This is a genomic window from uncultured Microbulbifer sp. (assembly GCF_913055755.1).
Taxonomy (GTDB): domain Bacteria; phylum Pseudomonadota; class Gammaproteobacteria; order Pseudomonadales; family Cellvibrionaceae; genus Microbulbifer.
The window spans coordinates 1-13,723 of sequence record NZ_CAJXKH010000099.1 but is presented as its reverse complement, the minus strand read 5'-3'; the positions used below and the strand labels follow the sequence as shown (position 1 = coordinate 13,723).

The window sequence follows — 13,723 nt, the reverse complement described above, 5'->3', positions numbered from 1 at the left end:
AACAGAAAACAGTGCAGAGAGCGGATTACCCGCTCAGCCGGCGACCTCGTTCCGGGGCGCGTCAAACGACCCGATGCGCAGCAGCATCTCGCTGTCGTGCTGGCCCTTGAAGTGGCGCTCGCGGTCGAACATCACCGAGTCGGCACAGTCCGCGTCCAGCTTGCGCGCCAGGCTGCGGAACAGCGCCCAGGAGGCGTCGTTGTCCGGGGTGATGGTGGTTTCCAGGTGACGCACCGCGGTACACGCGGGGCGGGCGAGGATCTCGCGCAGCATGCGGCCGGCGAGGCCCAGTCCGCGGCCCTGCTCCGCCACCGCCACCTGCCAGATGAACAGGGTGTCGGGGCGCTCGGGGATGATGTAGCCGGAGATGAAACCCACCAGCTCGCCGTCCAGCTCCGCGGCCACACTGGTACCGGAGAAGTGGCTGGCCTGCAGCAGGTTGCAGTAGAGGGAATTGGTATCCAGGGGCGGACAGCTCCCGATCAGCTGGTGCACATCCGCACCGTCTTCACTGAGCGGGCGGCGCAGCAGAACCTGGGCGCTCTTGTCGCTTGTCTGCCCTTGCTGCGCCGGCTTTACCTTGTCGTCATTCGAGTCGTCTTCTTTTAGTTCGCTAGTAGCGCTCAAACCAATACCTTTAGTCATCAAATTGTTAGAACCGTATCAAACTTCCGCAACAAAAACGGAGTGGTGTGCACTCCGCTTAATTTCGCCTGAAATTTGACCTTTTCCTTAAAAAACTATTTACTGCTCTAAATATTTAAATCCATAGTACTCTAAAGAATATCGAGGGTGCAAGGCCAAGCCTCATGCAATTTGATCAGAATGCGACCAATTACGGCGCGAACGACGACGCCCAATCCGACGCGAAACCCGCGCAATATCGGGGCGCGCGCAACATCGAGGGGCGCAAGAAGCCCCATGAGAGAGCGGGGGAAATTAAGTCGCAAAAAGCCACCAAAAAGCCGACTGACGATTCGAGAATTGCCAGTCACGCGTATATTGGCGAGCGAGGAATTGACAAAAGCGGCGCACAATCTAAAGTCGGGCGCGGGCAAATAAGCCGCCGCGCCCGCCACCCGGATTTCGAGAGCCTGCTGCTGATGGACAAAATTGAAGAAGTACTGATTACCCTGCGCCGCCTGATCCGCGCCACCGACCTGCACTCCAAGCAGCTGGTAAAAACCGCGGGCCTCACAGCACCGCAGCTGCTATTGCTGCAGGCGATCCGCGAGCACGGCCAGGTCACCATCGGCGCCCTGGCCAAGGAGATCAGCCTCAGCCAGGCCACGGTCACCACCATCCTCGACCGCCTGGAAAAGCGCGGCCTGGTGTACCGCGAGCGCTCCTCGGAAGACAAACGCAAGGTGCACGCCTACCTGACCGAAAAGGGCATGGAGATCATCCGCGACGCCCCCACCCCCCTGCAGGAGCACTTCGTGCGCCAGTTCCGCGACCTGCGGGAGTGGGAACAGTCCATGATCATCTCCGCACTGCAGCGGGTGGCACTGATGATGGATGCCGAGCATATCGATGCCTCACCGGTCCTCGATGTGGGCGACCTGGACCGCAAGGACAGCCGCCACACACCGCCCGGGCACGACACCCCCAAAGACTCCGACCCCGGCTACTGATTCACCTGTTGATACGCCGGCGAACCCCGACTGCGGCGCCGCTGCACCGCGCAAATTGCACGCCAGTCCCAACCGCGCGGGTTTCCCGGTAACAATTCGCATTCGAACATTGCATTCGTTAAGCAGTCGGGTATAAATGGGACCACAACACTAATGGTGAGCCCTGCGCCGCGCGGCCTGACGCTCATCAATTCAAGACAGCGGCTCAGCTACAACGCACCAGGCCCTCGCCCACACTAGAAGTGGTCTCCCCGCCAGGCTCGGCGGTCCCAACCACCACCGGGGCGAACGCGGCGACATTGCGGTAGCGGATCGCATTCTGGCTGCCGGTTTTTTATCACCGGCAGTGACGACAACACCAGGCTTTCCGGACGGCTACAGGGTTGTACCTGTCCGGTGGCTTCCTGTGGCCCTGTCTTGTCATTTTCTGCAGCCACTGCTGCAACCTGGATTTGGGGAAGGGACTAGACATGGCCTGTTTACAGCATCCCGATCGGGATCAGCCCGTATACCTGATGGCACATCACACCATCGGGCGCCGCGAGGGTGCTACGGATACCCGTATCACCCAGCCGGAAATTTCCGGCATTCACGCCGCCATTCAGTGGACCGGCAGCCACTGGATCATCCGCGACCTGAGCCGCAACGGCACCTGGGTGAACGGCCAGCAATTGATTCCGGCAAAAAACCAGCAGCTGCACATCGGTGACAAAATCACCTTTGGTCGCGCCAGCAACCCCACCTGGCGGGTGGAAAGCCTCGACCCGCCGGAAAACCTGCTGATCGACATCCATACCGGCGACAGCCAGGTGCTGGAAAGCTACCACCTGCTGCCGGACGAGCACGAACCCCTCGCCAGCCTGCACTTCAACCCGATCAACGGGGTCTGGGTGTTCGAGCTGCTGGACTGCACAGACAACGGCGAAACCGCCCGCGTGGTGACTCACAAGGCGCGCATCGATTGCGCCCATGACAGCTGGGAGCTGTTCCTCGGCAACAGCCAGAGCACCACCACCGAGCTGTCGCTGCACAGCCTGTGTGTATCCGACTTCCGCCTGCGCTTTACCGTCAGCCACCACGAAGAGCACATCCAGCTGCAACTGGCCCGCAACGACATGCGCCAGGACCTGGCGGCGCGCACCCACAATTACCTGCTGCTGTATCTCGCCCGCGCCCGCCTCCGCGACATGCAACGCGACATAGACCCCGCCGACCAGGGCTGGGTCGCCATCGACCTCGCCACCCGCGAGCTGGGCATTACCGTCAACCACCTCAACACGCAGATATTCCGCGCGCGCAAGCAGATTGCCGACTGTCTGCCCGACGCCATCGACACCTCGCGCCTGGTGGAGCGCCGCGCGTACGAAATGCGCCTGGGCTGCGACCAGCTGGATATCTTCAAGGGCTCGCAGAAGGAAGTTGTCGAGGCCAGCACGGAAATCGTCACGGAATTGTGACAAGCTCCACAGGCATATCGGGATCAGGAGTAGCGATCACCTAAACCAGCAACCAGGGATGGCAGCATTGGGCACCACACAGAAGTAGAACAAATGAACCCGGAGCAGCCCCCTTTCTACATCGGCCGATACCTGGTCACCGGCAAACTCGGCACCGGTGGTATGGGCGTGGTGTATCTCGCCACCGACGAGCGCCTGCAACGCAAGGTCGCCGTCAAGCAGCTGCTCAGCAACCCCAATAGCCGCAACGCCCACGCCCGCATCCGCCGCGAGGCCCTGCTGCTGGCGCAGCTCAACCACAGCAATATCGTGCAGATCTACGATGTGGTGGAAGACGGCAGCGATATCGCGCTGGTGATGGAATATGTGGACGGCAGTTCGCTGGAGCGCTGGCAGCGCGAGCGCAGCCCGGACCTCAGGCAGAAGCTGCAGCTGCTGCGGCAAATCTGCGCGGGCCTCAGCCGCGCCCACGCCGCCGGCATCATCCACCGCGACCTGAAAAGCGAAAATATCCTGATCGACAGCAACGGCACGGTAAAAATTACCGACTTCGGCATTGCCAAGAACAGTCAGGAAGAGAGCAACCTCACCCGCGAGCAGCATATAGCCGGCAGCTGGGGTGCCATGTCCCCGGAGCAGGCCCAGGGCAAAGCCATCGACCATCGCAGCGACCTGTTCGCACTGGGGGTACTCGCCTACCGCCTGCTGTGCGGGCAGAACCCGTTCGGCGACAACAGAAGTCCCTATGTGATCATTGATCGCGTGGTCAACGCGCCGCATCCACCGGCGGCAAAACTGTGCCCGGAACTGCCGGCGGCACTGAGCGACCTGCTCGACCGCCTGCTGGCAAAAAAACCACAACAGCGCCCGGTCAACGCCAGCGCCGTGGCGGACGAACTGGATGCCCTGCTGGGTCACAGCCACTCCGGCAGTTTTACCCATTCCCACAGCCTTACCGCCACGGTCACCGCGGAGAACTACTACCGCGGCAACAAACGCTGGTTCAGAAGCTGGCACCGCGCACTGGCACCGGTGGCGACCATGCTTGGCATTTCCGTGGTCGCCCTGTTCGGCTATCACCTGTGGCAGGATCAGACAGGGGCGGAGAGCGGCAAATATATTGCGGTGCTCAACCCCGCCGCGGGCGAGCAGACCCGCGAACAGCAGCTGCTCGCCAACAACATTCAGGGGGCACTGAAACAGGGGCTCTCCGGGCGCGACGGCCTCTACCTGATCCCCTATGCGGAATCGCAGAAATTCAGTGGCCAGTCCCTGGCGCGACAGGTGAAATCCCTCAACGCCGACCTGGTGCTGGTGCCAAACATGCAGTGCGAGCGCATCACCTGCGAGCTCAGCCTGGAACTGGTGGAAACCGCGCACCTGTCCGTGATCTCCAGCCGCAGCACCCGCCTGTCCACGGAAGAGTCCCTGGAGAGCCGCGCGCGCACCCTGCAACAGCTGAACTACCTGCTGCCGGACTTTCCCGCCCGCGAGGGCAACAAGGATTTCGCCATCAGCGCGCAGAACTACCAGCGCTACCTGGAGCTCTACGACCAGCGACGGGACTACCGCAACCTGAGCAGCCTGCTCGGCCAGCTGGAACAACTGCAGCAGCGCGCCAGCGCGTTTGCGCCGCTGTACGAACTCTACGGCGAAATGGCCATCGACCAGGAGCACAACTCCCGCAGCGCTGAGGCCGACGACCGCCTGGAAAACCTGCTGCAGAAAGTGCCGGCGAGCATTGCCGAGACTCCGGAAGTGCTGGTGAGTGAACTGCGCCTGGCAATGCTCAAGAATGACCCCGGCCGCGCCGAGGCGCTGCTGGCGCGACTGAAGCTCACCCTGCCGGACAAGGCCGGTTACTACCACCTGAGCTCCCTCTACCACCAGCAGCAGGGCGACCTCAAACAGGCGCTCGGGGATATCGACCGCGCCCTGGCCCTGCGCACCAGTTATGCCTACCTCACCCAGAAAGCCCTGACCCAGACCCTGATGGGCGACATGCCCGCGGCCAACCAGGTACTGCAACAGGCCGTCGCCCTGAACGGCGAATCCATCGATGCCATTTCCCTGCTCGCCGGCAACCTGCTGGACAGCGGCGACGCGAAGGAAACCGTGCGCCTGCTCACCGAGGCCGGGTTGGACCGTATCGGCCCGATGGACACCTACAACCTGTGCCTGGCCTATTACATCGAGAAGCAGTACGCGGAGTCCCAGGACTGCTTCGGGCGGGTATCGGAGCTGGCACCGAAAGACGCCGACCCGCTGCTGTACCGCGCGGAAATCGCCCGCGAACAAAAACATCCGGAAAGGGCCGCCGCACTTGCCGCCCAGGCACTGGCACTCACCAGCGACCGCGACGACTGGGAGGGACTGCTGATGCAGGCCCGCGCCTACGCGGAGCTGGGTGAAGCGGAGAAAGCGGTGGAAAACCTGATCCGCATCCGCCGCACCGCGCCGGACGATCTCTACGTAAACTACGCCCGCGCCCAGGTGTACATCACCACCGGCGACCTGCTCTCTGCCAAGGCCCATATCCGCAAGACCCTGGAACAGGGCATCTCACCGGTCTGGTATTGCACCGCGCGCTTTGTCAAAATCTGCAATATCCCAGCCTTCGACGACCTCCGGCAACAGTATCCGGGGCTCTGCGGCGGTGCGGAACACAACAACGCGGGCAATTCCCAGATTGCCCGCAACGGCGCAGAGACCAGCAAGCTCTGACGCTGCGGGCCGGCAACCGGGGGTGCCGGCCTTTCAGGCTCAACCCATAACAAGAAACAAGCAGATGGATATTGCAGATCCGCAAGCCGGCAGCAAACCGGCCGCTCACGAGATACCCGAGATCCACAGCGACCGCTACCGCGTGCACGGCACGCTGGGCGCCGGTGGCATGGGGGTTGTTTTCCTGGCGCAAGACCTGCGACTGCACCGCCAGGTGGCGATCAAGAAGCTGCGGGAAGAAGCGGCCAGCGACAACGCCCGCCAGCGCATCCGCCAGGAAGCCCGTCTGTTAGCCCAGCTCAACCATCCCAACATCGTCGCCCTGTATGATGTGCTGGAAACCGCCCAGGAAAGCGAGAACGGCAATATCGCCCTGGTGATGGAATATATCGACGGCACCACATTACGTGCCTGGATGCGTGAACACACCCCCAGTCTGCAACAGAAACTCAGCCTGCTAATGCAGATCTGCCAGGGCCTGCAGCAGGCTCACGAACTGGGCATCATCCACCGCGACCTGAAGCCGGACAACATCCTCATCGCCACCAGCGCCAGCGGCAAGGTCACCGCCAAGATCACCGATTTCGGCATTGCCAAATCCCAGCAGCTGGACGAAAAGACTTTAACCGCAGAAAACCAGCTCGCCGGCACCGTCACCGCCATGTCGCCGGAACAGATCCAGGGCAAAACCCTGGATGCCCGCAGCGACCTGTTCAGCCTCGGCACCATCGCCTATGAACTGCTGTGCGGCAGCCGGCCTTTTGAGAAACACGAAGGCGGCGCCCTGGCCATGGCCAGCCGCATCACCAGCGAGCCCCATATCCCACCGCAGCAGGCGTGGCCAGGCATTCCCGAGCCGCTCGCCGTACTGCTGGACAAACTCCTCGCCAAAGACCCGGTCCAGCGCCCGCAGAGTGCGCTGATCGTGTATCAGGGTTTTGAGCTGCTGTACAAACAGGGACTGGAAGCCGATACCGAAGACTTCACCGCGACGCTCACCGATCTGTTTACCCACCACAAAGTCAAAAGCCGCCGCCACTGGCAGCGGGCATTGGGCGGTGTGGCCGCCGCGCTGGTGTTAAGTGCCGGGGGTTACTGGGGCTGGAAAGAAATTACCAGGCTGGAGCCGCAATATATTGCGGTGATGCCGGTGGAGATTAATGGGGAGATTCGCGGCGAGGAGAATGCCAAGGCGCTGACCCGGACCATGGTGCGACAGGCGCTGATGAATTCGGTTTCGCAGTTGAAGGCGAGTGCGCTGGTGAGCTTTGAACCTAAGGAGGGGCAGGATTTTGAGGCGCAGTTGCAGAAGCTGAAGGACAAAGGGGTAACCGATGCGCTTTTTGCACAGCTCGATTGTGCCCAGACTCGCTGCGAGACAACGCTGCAGAGAATCGGACCGACGGATAGCCAGATCAAGCAGCAGAGTAGCTTTGCGTTTTTGGCGGATAAGCGGCAGGAGGCGGAGTATCGACTAGCAAATAGCAGTGTCCATCTATTTTCTAATAGTTACAGCAAAGAAACGACAACACTGGCGTCAATGTCTGAACAAGACTACAGCAGCTTCCTAAATATTCTCGGCCGATTGGAAAGCAAAAAAAACCCCGCAGCTGACCTGGAAGTCCTCGCGAGACTTATTGACAACTATCCGGAAAATCAAAACCTATATAGGACTCACACCCAAATCGCAACCGACTTATTCGTGCTTACGGACGACAAGAAATATCTTAAGCTTGGACTCGACATTCTAGAGCAGGCTAAATCCCGCAATATCTCCGCGATATTAATCCTTGAGCTGGATCTCTGGCTGCAAACTTATAATGAAGCCCCCAAAAGCATTGAGTATCTCATTAAAAAGATTAATTCCCTTGAATTCCCTTCCGCTGAAATACTCAACAAACATGCTAGATTTCTTTATACACAAGGAAAATATCAGGCCAGCATAAAGATCGCACAAAAAGCATCGGCACTAAATCCATCCGCAGAAAACTTATACTTGGTAGCGCTAAACCAATATGCAAGCGGCAATTACGAAGAGGCTATAGAATCACTCGCCAACAATATCTCAAAACACCCAAACCATTGGGCTTCGCACGAAACGTTAGCAGCAATCTACGGGGAAATGGGAGAATACGATACTGCCGAATCGCTAATATCAAAAATTCCTCCATCTCTGCTGACCTGGCAAACGTATTCAAACCTAGGCTCAGCTTATTTTTTACAAAGAAAATATAAAGAAGCCTTAATGAATTACCAAAAAGCCTTAGAGCTTGCCCCAAACAACATCCCTACCTTGGGCAATATTGCTGAAATTTACTTAATCCGAGAAGAGGAGAGAGGATATAAAAAGTATTATCGAAAAATTTTAACAGCAACGTCTGGAAGCTCAAAAATATTAGAACGAACGTACCATCTGCTCGCACTCGCCTATTTAGGACAAGTGAACGAAGCAATCCCATTGGCACACAAACTCAACCAAGATGCCCCGGATGACACTTACGTTAAACATGCTGCAGCACAGATATATGCTTTAGCAGGAGAATACCAATCCGCAAACTACTTTATCGAACAGCTACTGGACCAGGGTATGAGTGCAGAGTGGTTCGCGCTCCCTATTTTTCACCAGCTGTGCACTCAACCTAAAATATCCAAAAGGGTTTCTAAAATTTTATGTAAGTAAATTTACTGAGGCTTAACTACCATTCGTGGGTCGGCAGATTTTACCGGCTCACCACTAGCATCTTCAGCGACCCATTTGAACGAAAATCCATTCTCGGTCTGTTTGTTCGCCTTCAGGTCAATTTCCAGAACCTGGGGCTGTTGATTTTTAACTTGGCACGACTGAATCGCGCCCAGACCATCGTTGTCGTTATCGTAGGTCTCCATACCGTCAATATTGCCGGACAGTTTGGCAAATACCAGATCGGTATTGATCAAGGTAATTACCAAGGTGGCCTTGCCGGATTTGCCTGAGCCACCCTCTTTTACCCCCTCGAACTGCACGCGGAAAGTATCGAATTCGGTGCCTTCGGAATCTTTAAGAGTCCAAACCTGATCCGCACCGGTCGGCTCCAGAGTAAAGTTTGCGGTAACATCACCTTGCTCCGGTACCACTACGGTTGATTCAACAAGCTCAGCTGCTTCTGTCATTTTCCTATCCTGTATTTTATGACTATCTTCCCTGCAAACCGCCCAGGGTGGTTTATGGTCTTGAAATAATTTATAGAATCAAACGCAGACTCAGAACGAGAACTGCGTCACACAGCTTACTGCAATCGCTCTAAAGGTTTCCATAGAATTTTGGTCAAAAAAAACCGGCAGTAAGCAAGCTTACTGCCGGTAGCAATCAGATGGTCCCAGCCATCTACGGTTACAACAACACTATCAAGAGCGAAATGAGGCATCCGTGCCTCTGTCAGACCCTTCCCGAATCCCGGCTTCCTAGGCTCTGTGGTTGCCGGGCGGCCTGACTGTTCAGCTTGCGCCGAAGTCTTCCTGATTTGTCACTCGCCGTCCGGGCTCTGCGGAGGCGGGTAACTACCAATCCTTTGGTATCTGGTTGAGGTCGCGGTACCGTACTCTGTGCGAGCAGCGATTCCTTCGCCGCCCTTGTCCCACCTTCCGTGATGGTCACCGATTCCGGGGTGTCTGCAATCCACCTTGCCGCGGCTCCTGTGACGACCGGGCATCGCGTCCGTTCAACCTTGAGAGCGACTTTACTCCCCGGCCCATTACAGGTCGATCACAGGCAATTACACGTCATTACACCGGTGGCAATTCAGGCTCACAGCGTGTCATTCCGACGCAGGCCGGAATCCAGTTGGTGGCCTGGCGGCGGGGCTGGATGCCGGATCAGGTCCGGCATGACGATATGGGGGCGCGGCATGACGATATGGCGGAGGTTCCACTACACTGTGAAATCGGTGCGTGGAACACAAGGGCTCGCTTGTGCTTCTTTTGCCCTTTGCTTGTTGGCCCGGGGCCGATCCCGTAATATCGGCGGCCACTTCGCCCATAAATTAAACAGCGCTGACCTCTCTATAAAGAGTCCACAATGTCGAGAATTTTTACGCGCCTGAATTACCGCACCTGCGTGGCGGTTATCGCGCTGCTTTTTTATGCATGCCTTGCCCAGGCCCAGAGTTACGAACAGCTGTACAGTGATTATCGCGGCAGTCTGTACCAGATTCGCCTGATCGAAGCCGCGTCCAACTCCAAGGCCAGCCTCGGCTCCGGCTTCCAGATCTCCTCCAACGGCATGATCGCCACCAATTACCACGTGGTTTCCCAGGCCGTGAGCGACCCGGACAAGTACACCATCCATTACCTGTCGGTCGATGGTGAGGAAGGGGAGCTGGAGCTGCTGGACGTGGATGTTATCAACGACCTGGCGATCCTGCGCCAAAAGGGCAAGGAGGGTAAACAGCATCTGAAACTGGCGCATAAAACCCCGCAGAAAGGCGAGACCATCATTTCCATGGGCAACCCGCTGGACCTGGGCATGACCCTGGTGCCGGGCACCTACAACGGCATTGCCAGGGGCAGCTTTTACGACCGCATCCACTTTTCCGGCTCCATCAACCCGGGCATGAGCGGCGGGCCGGTGATCAACCGCAACGGCGAAGTCGTGGGCATCAACGTGGCGACCGCCGGCAACCAGATCAGCTTTCTGGTGCCGGTGGAAAAGCTTCTCGCGTTGCTGGAAGATTTTGCCCGCGACGCCACCACCGGCGGCGGCCCAGTCGATTTACAGAACGTGATTCACCGCCAGCTGCGGGACAACCAGCAGCGTATCAGCGAGCAGATCCTCAACGCGGACTGGAAGCTACGCCCCCTGGGGGACGCCATGGTGGTGGGAGAAATCGTGCCATCCATTCAGTGCTGGGGCGACTCCAGCAAGAACGAGGAGGAAACCCTGGAGAAGGTGGCCAAGGGCTGCACCGGGCAGGACGTGGTGTTCCTCTCCGATGAGTTCGATACCGGGCGGGTGGAATACGAGTTCTTCTGGCTGGAAGGGGCCGACTCCCTGACCTCCTCCCGCTTCTACAGTACTTACGAAGACGAGATGAGCGGATTTTTCCCCGGCAACAGCGCCGGCAAGGACGACGTCACCAATTTCAACTGCCAGCAACAGTTCACCACCCAGCCGCGCGACGGCGCGAAACAGGCTGCGGAAAATGCCGAGGCCACAGAGGAGAGCAGCGCCAGCACTGATGGCGAAACCGCTGGTGAAGATAACGCTGACGAAGACGCTGACGAAAACACTGACAAAAGTACCGATAATGAACAGAAACCCCAGGAGCCGACACAGGTACCGCCCAGGTCCAACGGCAACCGCGAGCCGGTGATCGCGCGCACCTCTTATTGCGTGCGCCGCTACAAGGATTTTCCGGACCTGTACGACGTGTTCTTTGTGAGCCTGACCGTTGACCAGGACAAGCGCGCCCTGGTGAGCCACTTCACCCTGTCCGGCTTTACCCAGGAATCCGCCAGCGCCTTTACCGAGAAGTTTGTGAGCGAAATTCAATGGCACTGATTATCGAAGAAATCAATCGTGCCCACCGGGTACACTCCCGCTACCGTATGGAAGAAGAGCGCGCCACCATGGGTCGCGCTTTCAACAACGCAGTCATCGTCGAAGACGTGCACGCCGATCCGGTACACGCGGAGGTGGTGCGCGATGAAGACGGCTGTTACCTGCTGCGCGACCTGCAAAGCCTCAACGGTATCCGCCTGCTGCGCAACCACCGCGACAAGTCCGTCAAGCCGGCACAGGTGCGCGAGCACCTGATCCAGTCCGGCGATGAGGTACAGATCGGCAAAAGCTACCTGCGTTTTACCGACACCGAAGAAAGTGTCGCCGCCGCAGTTCCCCTGCATTCGGCGGAGACCGTATTCGATCGCCTTGCCACGCCGCTGGTGGCGATCGTGCTGTGCCTGCTGGCGGCGGCAATGAATCTGTGGCTGGCCTACAACAGTAGCGCAATGACCCTGGAGTGGACCCAGGGGGTGGAAGTGGTGACCAACACCATCATCGCGCTGCTGATCTACGCGGCAGCCTGGTCGCTGATCGGCCGCGTGGTGCGCCACGAGGTCCACTTCCTGGCGCACATTTCGATCGCGGCATTCGCGGCGCTGATTTATACCCTCTGGCAGTGGTTCAGCACCCTGCTGGATTACAACTTCTCCATGTCGCAGGTTCTGCCACTCCTGAATATCCTCGCGCTGGCGGCGCTGATTCCATTCGTGCTGTGGTGCGCCACTTACCTGGCACTGAACATCACCAACGGATGGCGGCTGGCGGCCTCGATCCTGATCCCGTGGGGCTTTCTCGGCCTGTCCGCCGCCACCCAGATCCGCGAAGCGGCGGAGTTCAGCGAAGTGCCCCGGGTGTCGAAGGAACTCAAGAACAAGGATTTGCTGTGGCGCAAGCCGGTGCCGCTGGAAGAGTTTCTGGCGGAGGCCCCGGCGCTGTTCGACATTCCGATAAAGGAAGAAGACGGCTCCTCTGCGGATAAATCCACGCCAGAAAAAACCTCAGCCCCCGCAGAGGGCGAAGACAACAGCATGCGCGAGACCGCCCCGGCACCATCCACACCGGCAGCAGACACACAGGGTGTCCAACGCGCGTAGTGAAATATAAGATCGGTGCGCGCCGGCAGCGATTCGGCAGCGCACAAGGAGTGACCCAATGACCGCCCCAATAACCCCCTCTTTCTGGAGCCCCGCGCTCGAGGGCCTGGAGCCCTATGTGCCCGGCGAACAGCCGAAAACCACCGAGAAGCTGATCAAGCTCAACACCAACGAGAGCCCCTACCCGCCCTCCCCCCGCGCCCGGGCGGTGCTGCAAGAAGCCGGACTGGCGGAAAAACTGCGCCTGTACCCGGACCCGGAATCCACCGAACTGCGCAAGACCATCGCCGCAGAATTCGGATTGACAGCGGACCAGGTGTTTGTGGGCAACGGCTCGGACGAGGTGCTGGCGCACGCGTTCTACAGTTTCTTCCAGCGCCCGGAGCCGCTGCTGTACCCGGACATTACTTACAGCTTCTACCCGGTGTACTGCCAGTTCTACGGCATCGAACCGCGCACCCTGCCGCTGCGGGAGGATTTCTCCATCACGGTAGAGGATTACGCGATTGAAGGTGCCGGCGGCGTCATCCTGCCCAACCCCAACGCGCCCACGGGCCGCTACCTGCCGCTGGCAGAGATCGAACAGCTGCTGAAGATGCACCCTGAACGGGTTGTGGTGATCGATGAGGCGTATATCGATTTCGGCGGCGACAGCGCGGTGAAGCTAATCGCGGATTACCCCAACCTGCTGGTGATCCACACGCTGTCAAAATCCCACGCGCTGGCGGGTTTGCGACTGGGTTATGCGATGGGTCAGGCGCACCTGATCGAGGGCCTGAACCGGGCCAAGAACTCGTTCAATTCCTACCCCATCGACGGAATCGCCCAGCGGGTGGCGACGGTCGCCATTGCGGACCGCAGCTGGCTGGCGGACAACTGCGGCAAGGTAATTGCGACCCGCGAGCGCACCTGCGAAGAACTTTCCAAACTGGGTTTCGAAATTGTTCCTTCCAGGGCCAATTTCATTTTCGCCAAGCCGCCGAAGATTTCTGCGGAGGCACTGTTTCAGGCGCTGCGGGAACGGAACATCATCGTCCGCTATTTCAACAAACCGCGGATTAGTGAGTACTTACGGATCAGCATTGGCACCGATGAGGAGATGGATGCGCTGATTGGGGCTTGTCGGGAGGTATTGTAGTTTTCTGGTTTTCGGGGCCCCACTGCCCAGTTCCGTGGCGGCCTGGCTGGCCGGGGCTCTCTTGCGAGACACGCCGTGAACCCATCCCTGGGGGCTTGTCGAAAAGGTCCCTCTTTTCGACAGTCTCGCAAGAGAGC

Annotated in this window: 9 protein-coding genes; 7 read left to right on the top strand and 2 right to left on the bottom strand. The window is 58.8% G+C overall.

Going from position 1 to position 13,723, the window contains the following annotated elements:
* Positions 1-33: 33 nt before the first annotated feature.
* Positions 34-627 (bottom strand): diaminobutyrate acetyltransferase, encoded by a 594-nt coding sequence (gene ectA, locus QZ511_RS14265; RefSeq protein ID WP_295803331.1) that lies wholly within the window; start codon positions 625-627, stop codon positions 34-36.
* Between the two features lie 476 nt (positions 628-1,103).
* On the opposite strand from ectA, the gene QZ511_RS14260 reads away from it, so the two are divergent.
* The 4 genes from QZ511_RS14260 to QZ511_RS14245 all read left to right on the top strand — a co-directional run bounded on the left by QZ511_RS14260 (position 1,104) and on the right by QZ511_RS14245 (position 8,495).
* Entirely contained in the window at positions 1,104-1,634 is a 531-nt protein-coding gene (locus QZ511_RS14260; RefSeq protein ID WP_295803333.1) for a MarR family transcriptional regulator, read from the top strand.
* Positions 1,635-2,104: 470 nt separating this feature from the next.
* Positions 2,105-3,091 carry an FHA domain-containing protein gene (locus QZ511_RS14255; protein ID WP_295803330.1) on the top strand — a complete coding sequence of 329 codons (987 nt, stop codon included), beginning with the start codon at positions 2,105-2,107 and terminating at the stop codon, positions 3,089-3,091.
* Between the two features lie 93 nt (positions 3,092-3,184).
* A complete protein-coding gene (locus QZ511_RS14250; protein WP_295803328.1) occupies positions 3,185-5,815 on the top strand; it encodes a serine/threonine-protein kinase in 2,631 nt (876 codons plus the stop codon).
* A gap of 64 nt (positions 5,816-5,879) precedes the next feature.
* Positions 5,880-8,495, top strand: coding sequence for a serine/threonine-protein kinase (locus QZ511_RS14245; RefSeq protein ID WP_295803325.1), 2,616 nt, complete (start codon positions 5,880-5,882; stop codon positions 8,493-8,495).
* A gap of 2 nt (positions 8,496-8,497) precedes the next feature.
* Here QZ511_RS14245 and QZ511_RS14240 read toward each other — a convergent pair whose 3' ends face one another.
* Positions 8,498-8,965 carry a hypothetical protein gene (locus QZ511_RS14240; protein WP_295803323.1) on the bottom strand — a complete coding sequence of 156 codons (468 nt, stop codon included), beginning with the start codon at positions 8,963-8,965 and terminating at the stop codon, positions 8,498-8,500.
* Positions 8,966-9,869: 904 nt separating this feature from the next.
* Here QZ511_RS14240 and QZ511_RS14235 point away from each other — a divergent pair.
* Genes QZ511_RS14235 through hisC form a run of 3 tightly spaced genes read left to right on the top strand, consistent with a single transcriptional unit; the run spans position 9,870 to position 13,586 of the window.
* Positions 9,870-11,351, top strand: a complete 1,482-nt coding sequence (locus QZ511_RS14235; RefSeq protein WP_295803321.1) for a serine protease — start codon at positions 9,870-9,872, stop codon at positions 11,349-11,351.
* On the top strand, positions 11,342-12,448 hold the full coding sequence (locus QZ511_RS14230; RefSeq protein WP_295803320.1) for an FHA domain-containing protein: 1,107 nt from the start codon (positions 11,342-11,344) through the stop codon (positions 12,446-12,448). Before QZ511_RS14235 ends, QZ511_RS14230 begins: the two co-directional genes overlap by 10 nt.
* Before the next feature lie 58 nt (positions 12,449-12,506).
* Positions 12,507-13,586: a histidinol-phosphate transaminase gene (gene hisC, locus QZ511_RS14225; protein ID WP_295803318.1), complete on the top strand. Its 1,080-nt coding sequence runs from the start codon at positions 12,507-12,509 to the stop codon at positions 13,584-13,586.
* Positions 13,587-13,723: the final 137 nt, after the last annotated feature.